The sequence below is a fragment of the Hansschlegelia beijingensis genome, from assembly GCF_045505405.1.
Lineage (GTDB): Bacteria > Pseudomonadota > Alphaproteobacteria > Rhizobiales > Methylopilaceae > Methylopila > Methylopila beijingensis_A.
The window spans coordinates 1-7,583 of record NZ_JBJKEX010000132.1; the positions used below are offsets into that span (position 1 = coordinate 1).

The following is a 7,583-nucleotide window of genomic DNA, read 5'->3' on the forward strand; positions in this document are numbered from 1 at the left end:
CGCTTCGCCGGGTCTGGGGCGCGCAGCGCGAAGGCGCCGGAGCCGGCCTCGACCGCGCGGCGGATCCGGTTGTTCACCCGCACGGTCTTGAGCGGCTTGCCCGAAATCTCCGCGGACGCCGGCTCGCCAGTCCTCGCGAGGCTCAGCCTCCCGTCGGCGTGCTTCACCAGGACGGTCCTGCTTTCAGGCTCGTAGGCCAGGCCGCCGGAGCCGAGCGCGGCGAGGATCTCGGCGCCGTTCGGCGGGGCGGCCGCGACGAGCGCCGCGATCGCCTTCTCGGTGTCGTCGTACTTGTCGGCCGTGAACCCGGCGAGGGCGTCGTCCAGCGCGTCCGCCCGGACGGGAGCCGACAGGGCGCAGAGCGCAAGGCCCAGCAGGAGGAGCAGGACGCCGCAGCGTCCGCCCCCGAAGAATCGTATCGATCGCATGGTCTGGCCGGTCATGTCAGAGGTCGAAGGGCGACGGCGGGAGGAGGAGGCCGCCGCCCTTCGCAAGGGCTCGCCTGGTCAGATCAGGAGCCCTGACCGCCGCACTTCTTGGTCTTGGCGTTGTAGTTGCCGCACTTGAGGTCGACCCAGTCGGCCTCGAGGTCCTTGGAGCCCGGCAGGAAGTCCGACCACGCGTCGCCCGCGACCAGCTCGTCGGTCTTCGACACGACGTCGAACTGGCCGTCGTCGCGGATCTCGCCGATCAGGACCGGCTTGGTGATGTGATGGTTGGGCAGCATCTTGGAGACGCCGCCGGTGAGGTTCGCCTGCTCGATCCCGGGCAGCGCGTCGATCACCTTGTCCGGGTCCGTCGTGCCGGCCTTCTCGACCGCCTTCACCCACATGTTGAAGCCGATGTAGTGCGCCTCCATCGGGTCGTTGGTGACGCGCTTCGGGTTCTTGGTGAAGGCGCGCCACTTCTCGATGAACGCCTTGTTCTCGGGCGTCTCCACGCTCTCGAAGTAGTTCCAGGCCGCGAGATGGCCGACCAGCGGCGCGGTATCGATGCCGGCGAGCTCCTCCTCGCCGACCGAGAAGGCCACGACCGGGATGTCGGTCGCCTTGACGCCCTGGTTGCCGAGCTCCTTGTAGAAGGGAACGTTGGCGTCGCCGTTGATGGTCGAGACCACAGCGGTCTTCTTGCCGGCCGAGCCGAACTTCTTGATGTCGGACACGATCGTCTGCCAGTCGGAATGACCGAACGGCGTGTAGTTGATCATGATGTCCTCGTCCTTGACGCCCTTCGCCTTGAGATAGGCCTCGAGGATCTTGTTCGTGGTGCGCGGATAGACGTAGTCGGTGCCGGCCAGCACCCAGCGCTGCACGTCCTCCTCCTTCATGAGGTAGTCGACCGCCGGGATCGCCTGCTGGTTCGGCGCGGCGCCGGTGTAGAACACGTTCCGCTCGCTCTCCTCGCCCTCATACTGGACGGGATAGAACAGGATCGAGTTCAGCTCCTTGAACACCGGCAGCACGGATTTGCGGGACACCGAGGTCCAGCAGCCGAACACGACCGAGACCTTGTCCTTGGTGATCAGCTCGCGCGCCTTCTCGGCGAACAGCGGCCAGTTGGAGGCGGGATCGACGACCACCGGCTCCAGCTTCTTGCCGAGCACGCCGCCCTTCTTGTTCTGCTCGTCGATGAGCAGGAGCATGGCGTCCTTCAGCGTCGTCTCGCTGATCGCCATGGTGCCGGAGAGCGAATGCAGGACGCCGACCTTGATGGTGTCGTCGGCCGCGGCAGCAGGCGCCGGCGCGCCCGTCAGAAGCGCGGCGGCCATCGCGCCCGCCGCCGCCAATCCCCCAAGGAAGCTTTGCATCTATCGCTCTCCGTCGATCCGTTTCGCCTAGCGGCGGGCAGGACCTCGCAAGCGGGATGCCAACGAAGCAGGCGGCGTCGATCAACGGATTGCCTGAAAGTTGCGCCGCAAGCGGGCGCCGAGAGTGATCAATCGTTAAGCAAACTCGATTTTTTGCATAAGAAATGGGCGGTCTGGTTCCGGAAGGCATCCAGAAAGAGGCGCTCGCGAGGTGGCGCAAGCTTTGCTCGCTTCCCTCCATGGCGTGCGGAGCGAACATAGCCGCCCCTTCGCGCCGGTGATTCCAGGAGCAGTCGATGCGCAGAACATTCCTCAGGTCAGCCCTCGCAATGGCGGCGGCGTTCGTCCCGGCCGTCGCGCAGGCGCATGTCGGCGCCGGCGCGACGCACGGCTTCGCGCATGGCCTCGCGCATCCTGTCGGCGGGCTCGACCACGTGCTGGCGATGACGCTCGTGGGCGTCCTGGCCTTCCAGATGGGCGGGCGGGCGATCTGGATGGTCCCGGCCGCGTTCGTCGGCGTGATGATGCTCGGAGGCGCGCTCGGCGCGGCGGGCGTGGAATTGCCGTTCGTCGAAACCGGCATCGCGCTTTCGGTGGTCGTGCTCGGGGCGATGGTCGCGTTCCGGGCGAAGGCGTCCGCGGCGGCGGCCGCCACGATCGTGGGCCTGTTCGCGGTGTTCCACGGTCACGCCCATGGCGCCGAAATGCCCGCGACGGGCAGCGGCCTCTATTATGGCGCGGCCTTCGTGCTCGCGACGGTCGCGCTTCATGGCGCCGGCGCCGCGCTGGGCTACGTTCTGCATCTTCTGACCGAGACCAGGGCGAGCGCCCTCACGCAGGGCGTCGGAGGCGGCGCGGCGATCCTCGGCCTCCTGATCATAGCCGGCGCCGCCTGAAGCTGGCGCACGCGCCGACGCAGAGGGCTTGACGCCGCCGCCACGCATCTATACCTCGCGGTACGATACCGATCGGTATAGTTTGAGGGGGCGGCCATGAGGCAGGTTCTTAGCGGATCGAAGTTCTGGCTCGGCGCCGCTGTCGTGGGTCTGGCGGCCGGAGCCCTCTGCCTTCCCTCGGTCATCCCGGCCGGGGAGGCGACCGAAGCCGTCGCGGCGACGCCGCCGGCCGCCACGCCGGTCGCGGTCGCCAAGGTCGAAGCGCGCGAGATCGTCTCCTGGTCCGAGTTTTCGGGCCGGCTCGAGGCGGTGGACCGGGTCGAGGTCCGGTCGCGCGTCGCCGGCCAGATACAGACTGTTCATTTCCGCGAGGGCGCGCTGGTGCGCGAAGGCGCGCCCCTGTTCACCATCGACCCGGCGCCGTTCCAGGCGGAGGTCGAGCGGGCGAAGGCCGACGTCGCCGCCGCCGAGGCGCGCGTGACGCTGGCGCGCTCCGACGTCGAGCGCGGGCAGAAGATGACGGCGCTCGCGACCATTTCGCAGCGCGATCTCGACCAGCGGCAGAGCGCGCTGCGCGGAGCGGAAGCGAGCCGGCAGGCCGCCGAGGCGGCGCTGCGCACTGCGGAGCTCAACCTCGGCTACACGGAGGTCCGCGCGCCGATCGCCGGCCGCGTCGGCAAGATCGAGATCACGCCCGGCAATCTGGTGGCGGCGGGACCCGGCGCGCCCGTGCTGACGAGGCTCGTCTCGGTCGATCCGATCTACGCCAGCTTCGACGCCGACGAGCGGGCGGTGCTGGCCGCGGTCGACACCCTGCCCGGCGAAGGCGACCTGCCGACCCGGATCGACGCGATCCCGGTCGAGATGACGACCACCGCCGCGGGGCAGGCCGTTCGCGGCAAGCTTCAGTACATCGACCCCTCCGTGGATCCCGGCACGGGCTCCGTCCGGGTCCGCGCGGCGTTCGCCAATCCCGGCGGCCGGTTGATGCCGGGTCAGTTCGCCCGGCTCCGGATGGGGCAGGCGAAGCCCGAACAGGCCGTGCTGGTGAGCGAGCGGGCCGTCGGCGTCGACCAGGACAAGAAGTTCGTTCTGGTCGTGGGCGCAGACGACAAGGCGGCGTATCGCGAGGTCAAGCTCGGCTCGTCGACAGAGGGCCTGAAGGTGGTGCTGAGCGGGCTGCAGCCCGGCGAGCGCATCGTGGTCAACGGCCTGCAGAAGATCCGCCCCGGCGCCCTGGTCGCGCCCGAGCCCGCCGCGATGGACGGCTCGGCGCTGAACCAGAAGCAGGCTTCGGCGCAGTAAAAGCGTCATCCCGGACGGCCGTGAGGCCGATCCGGGATCGTCACTGAACAGGGGCCCCTGCGGGCCCGCATATCCTGAAACGATCCCGGCTCTCCGCTTCGCTGCGGCCGGGATGACGGCGCGCTCAACCCGGGGGCCGGCCATGAACATCTCGAAGTTCTTCATCGACCGGCCCGTCTTCGCAGGCGTGCTGTCGACCGTCATCTTCCTCGCCGGCCTGCTGTCCCTGCGCGTGCTCCCGATCTCCGAATATCCGGATGTCGTGCCGCCGCAGATCGTCGTGCGGGCGACCTATCCGGGCGCGAGCCCGAAGGTCATCTCGGAGACCACCGCGACGCCGATCGAGGAGCAGATCAACGGCGTCGAGGACATGCTCTACATGGCGAGCCAGGCGACCACCGACGGCGTCATGACGCTGACGGTGACGTTCGCGCTTGGGACGGATCCCGACAAGGCGCAGCAGCTCGTCCAGAACCGCGTCAGCCAGGCCGAGCCCCGGCTGCCCGCGGAGGTGAGGGCGCTCGGCGTCACGACGGTCAAGTCCTCGCCCGACCTGACGCTGGTCGTGCATCTGACCTCGCCGAACGGCCGCTACGACATGACGTATCTGCGCAATTACGCGGTGCTCAACGTCAAGGATCGGCTGGCCCGCATCCCGGGCGTCGGGCAGGTCCAGCTGTTCGGCTCGGGCGACTACTCGATGCGCGTCTGGCTCGATCCGCAGAAGGTCGCGGAGAACGGGCTCTCGGCCTCCGACGTCGTCAACGAAATCCGGGCCCAGAACGTGCAGGCGGCCGCCGGCGCCGTGGGCGGCTCGCCGACCCCGTCGGACGTCGACCTGCAGCTCTCGCTGAACGCGCAGGGTCGGCTGCAGAGCGAGGAAGAGTTCGGCGACATCATCGTCAAGACCGGCGCGAACGGCGAGATCGTGCGGCTGCGCGACGTCGCGCGCATCGAGATGGGCGCCGCCGACTACGCGCTGCGCTCGCTGCTCGACAACAAGTCCGCCGTGGCGGTGCCGATCTTCCAGGCGCCGGGGTCGAACGCCATCGAGATCGCTGACCGGGTGCGCGCCGAGATGGAGGACATCAAGGCCAACATGCCGGACGGCGTGGACTACTCGATCGTCTACGACACCACGCAGTTCGTGCGCGCCTCGATCGAGGCCGTGATCCACACGCTGCTCGAGGCGGTGGCGTTGGTGGTGCTCGTGGTCGTGCTTTTCCTGCAGACCTGGCGGGCCTCGATCATCCCGCTGGTCGCCGTGCCGGTCTCGGTCATCGGCACCTTCGCGGTGATGCACCTGCTCGGCTTCTCGATCAACGCGCTCAGTCTGTTCGGGCTGGTGCTGGCGATCGGCATCGTGGTCGACGACGCGATCGTGGTGGTCGAGAACGTCGAGCGCAACATCGAGGATGGGCTGCAGCCGCGCGACGCCGCCCTCAAGGCGATGCAGGAAGTGTCGGGGCCGATCATCGCGATCGCGCTGGTGCTGGTCGCCGTGTTCGTGCCGCTCGCCTTCATCAGCGGCCTGACCGGGCAGTTCTACCGCCAGTTCGCGCTGACGATCGCGATCTCGACCGTGATCTCGGCGATCAACTCGCTGACCCTGTCGCCGGCGCTCGCCGCGCTGCTGCTGAAGGGCCACGACGCGCCGAAGGACCGGCTGACGCGCTTCCTAGACTTCACCCTCGGCTGGTTCTTCCGCGGCTTCAATCGCGCCTTCAGCTGGGGCGCGCGCACCTATGGCCGCGGCGTCACCTTCGCGATCGGCCGCAAGGCGGTGATGCTCGCGCTCTACGTCGTCCTGCTGGGCGTCACCGGGCATCTGTTCCGCGTGATCCCCGGCGGCTTCGTGCCGGCTCAGGACAAGCAGTATCTGGTCGGCTTCGCGCAGCTTCCCGACGCCGCGACCCTCGACCGCACCGAGAACGTCATCCGCCGCATGGGCGACATCGCGCTCAAGCAGCCCGGCGTGCAGAGCGCGGTGGCGTTCCCGGGCCTGTCGATCAACGGCTTCACCAACTCGTCCAACGCCGGCATCGTGTTCGTCACGCTGACGCCGTTCGAGGAGCGCCGCGACCCGTCGCTCAGCGCGGGCGCGATAGCCCAGAACCTGAACCGGCAGTACGCCGGCATCCAGGAGGCCGTGATCGCCATGTTCCCGCCGCCGCCCGTCCAGGGCCTCGGCACGATCGGCGGCTTCAAGCTGGAGATCGAGGACAAGGCCGGCCTCGGCTACGAGGCGCTCGACCAGGCCACCAAGGCCTTCCTCGCCAAGGCGCAGACCGCGCCCGAGCTCGCCGGCCTGTTCTCGTCCTATCAGGTGAACGTGCCGCAGCTTTTCGCGGACATCGACCGCACCAAGGCGCGCCAGCTCGGCGTGCCGATCACGGAAGTCTTCAACACGCTGCAGATCTATTTCGGCTCGCTCTACGTCAACGACTTCAACAAGTTCGGCCGGACCTACTCGGTCCGCGTCCAGGCCGACTCCAACTATCGCGCGCGCGCCGAAGACGTCGGCTTCCTGAAGGTGCGGTCGAACTCGGGCGACATGATCCCGCTCTCGGCGCTGATGACGGTCAGGTCGAGCGCCGGCCCGGAGCGCGCGATGCGCTACAACGGCTTCCTCTCCGCCGACATCAACGGCGGCGCCGCGCCGGGCTATTCGACCGGCCAGGCGCAGGCGGCGGTGACCAAGATCGCCGCCGAGACCCTGCCGAAGGGTTTCGCCTTCGAGTGGACGGAGCTCACCTATCAGGAGTTCATCGCGGGCAATTCCGGGCTGATCGTCTTTCCCGTCGCGATCCTGCTCGTGTTCCTGGTGCTGGCCGCCCAGTACGAGAGCCTGACGCTGCCGATCGCGATCATCCTGATCGTGCCGATGGGCATCCTGGCGGCGCTCACCGGGGTCTGGCTGTCGGGCGGCGACAACAACGTCTTCACCCAGATCGGCCTGATCGTGCTGGTCGGGCTATCGGCCAAGAACGCGATCCTGATCGTCGAATTCGCGCGCGAACTCGAGCTCGCGGGACGGACGCCGATCCAGGCGGCGGTCGAGGCGAGCCGGTTGCGGCTCAGGCCGATCCTGATGACCTCGCTCGCCTTCATCATGGGCGTTCTGCCGCTCGTCACCTCCGTGGGGGCAGGCGCCGAGATGCGCGCCGCGATGGGCGTCGCGGTGTTCGCTGGCATGATCGGCGTGACGGCCTTCGGCCTGTTCCTGACGCCGGTGTTCTACGTCGTCATCCGCATGTTGGCGGGCGGCCGCAAGCTGAAGGGCACAGGCGCGCACGCGCCGCTCACGGGCGAGCACGAGCCCGCCCCGGGCGCCCCCGGCGCGCCCTTGTCGATCGGTTAGGGCCTTGCGAGGCGAAAGCGTCCCCACGCGCTCGCCAGGCCCTGACGGTGGCGGCCGCCGAAGAAATTCGGCGGCCGCCGACCTGTTTCGATTTCGGTAGAAGAAGGGAAGCGCCGAGACCCGAAGGGGTCAGGCCACCTCGGCGGCGCGGTCGGCGCGGACCGGCAGCGCCCGAAGCGCAAGCTCGGCGACGCGCTCGAGTTCGCAGCGGCTA

General features: G+C 68.6%; 4 protein-coding genes and 1 pseudogene. 3 read left to right on the forward strand and 2 right to left on the reverse strand.

Going from position 1 to position 7,583, the window contains the following annotated elements; genetic code table 11:
* A pseudogene (locus ACIKT0_RS09960) lies at window positions 1-443 on the reverse strand (hypothetical protein); the annotation flags it as partial.
* Window positions 444-511: 68 nt separating this feature from the next.
* Window positions 512-1,768: an urea ABC transporter substrate-binding protein gene (gene urtA / locus ACIKT0_RS09965; RefSeq protein WP_407105203.1), complete on the reverse strand. Its 1,257-nt coding sequence runs from the start codon at window positions 1,766-1,768 to the stop codon at window positions 512-514.
* A gap of 335 nt (window positions 1,769-2,103) precedes the next feature.
* On the opposite strand from urtA, the gene ACIKT0_RS09970 reads away from it, so the two are divergent.
* From ACIKT0_RS09970 to ACIKT0_RS09980, 3 genes are all read left to right on the forward strand, one after another.
* A complete protein-coding gene (locus tag ACIKT0_RS09970) occupies window positions 2,104-2,703 on the forward strand; it encodes a HupE/UreJ family protein (RefSeq protein ID WP_407105200.1) in 600 nt (199 codons plus the stop codon).
* 96 nt (window positions 2,704-2,799) lie between these two features.
* Complete coding sequence (locus tag ACIKT0_RS09975; RefSeq protein ID WP_407105201.1) at window positions 2,800-4,008, forward strand: efflux RND transporter periplasmic adaptor subunit; 1,209 nt, start codon at window positions 2,800-2,802, stop codon at window positions 4,006-4,008.
* 142 nt (window positions 4,009-4,150) lie between these two features.
* Window positions 4,151-7,369, forward strand: a complete 3,219-nt coding sequence (locus tag ACIKT0_RS09980) for an efflux RND transporter permease subunit (RefSeq protein WP_407105202.1) — start codon at window positions 4,151-4,153, stop codon at window positions 7,367-7,369.
* Window positions 7,370-7,583: the final 214 nt, after the last annotated feature.